This window comes from Kocuria sp. CPCC 205260, assembly GCF_040981045.1.
In the GTDB taxonomy this organism is placed as follows: domain Bacteria; phylum Actinomycetota; class Actinomycetes; order Actinomycetales; family Micrococcaceae; genus Kocuria; species Kocuria palustris.
In genome coordinates, this window is sequence record NZ_JAVKPT010000070.1 from 1 (window position 1) to 574 (window position 574).

The following is a 574-nucleotide window of genomic DNA, read 5'->3' on the forward strand; positions in this document are numbered from 1 at the left end:
GGCGTTCATGACCCGGATGGGCCTGGAGGACCGCCCATGGGTGGTGGTTCGGCACGCCGATGACCACGTGCACCTGGTCCGCCTCAAGGGTCACCGACACCGGGCAGGTCTGGCACGGGCGCCAGGACTACCGCCAGGCCCAAACCGCGTGTGCCGAGCTTGAGCAGGCATACGGGCTGCAGGCGGCTCCGCGAGAGACCACGAGGGTGTCCCGGCGGGCGGCCGATCACCAGATCACCCGCGGAGAACGCCACCAGGCGCTGCGCACCCATGTGCCGCCGGAGCGGGTGGAACTGGCCACCGTGATCCGGGCGTGTGCGGCCCGAGCGGTCGGCGGCGGCACTGAGGGCTTCGATGCCGAGCTGGAGAAGGCGGGGGTGGCGTTTGAGGCCAACCGTGCGACGACGGGGCGAATGTCGGGGTACAAGTTCGGCACCGGGCGCATGGACGAGGCGGGACAGCCGGTCTGGTTCAAGGCCTCCCAGCTGGACAAGACCCTGGCATGGTCCAAACTCTCCCAGGTCCTCAACGCCCCAACCCCGTCCCAGCGGGTGCAGGTGCCGGAGAAAGGACT

1 protein-coding gene is annotated in these 574 nt (G+C 69.9%); it reads left to right on the forward strand.

Annotated elements, in window-relative coordinates; translation table 11 throughout:
• Positions 1-206: 206 nt before the first annotated feature.
• A partial coding sequence (locus RF645_RS13210; protein WP_368819263.1) for a hypothetical protein occupies positions 207-574 on the forward strand: 368 nt, incomplete at its 3' end.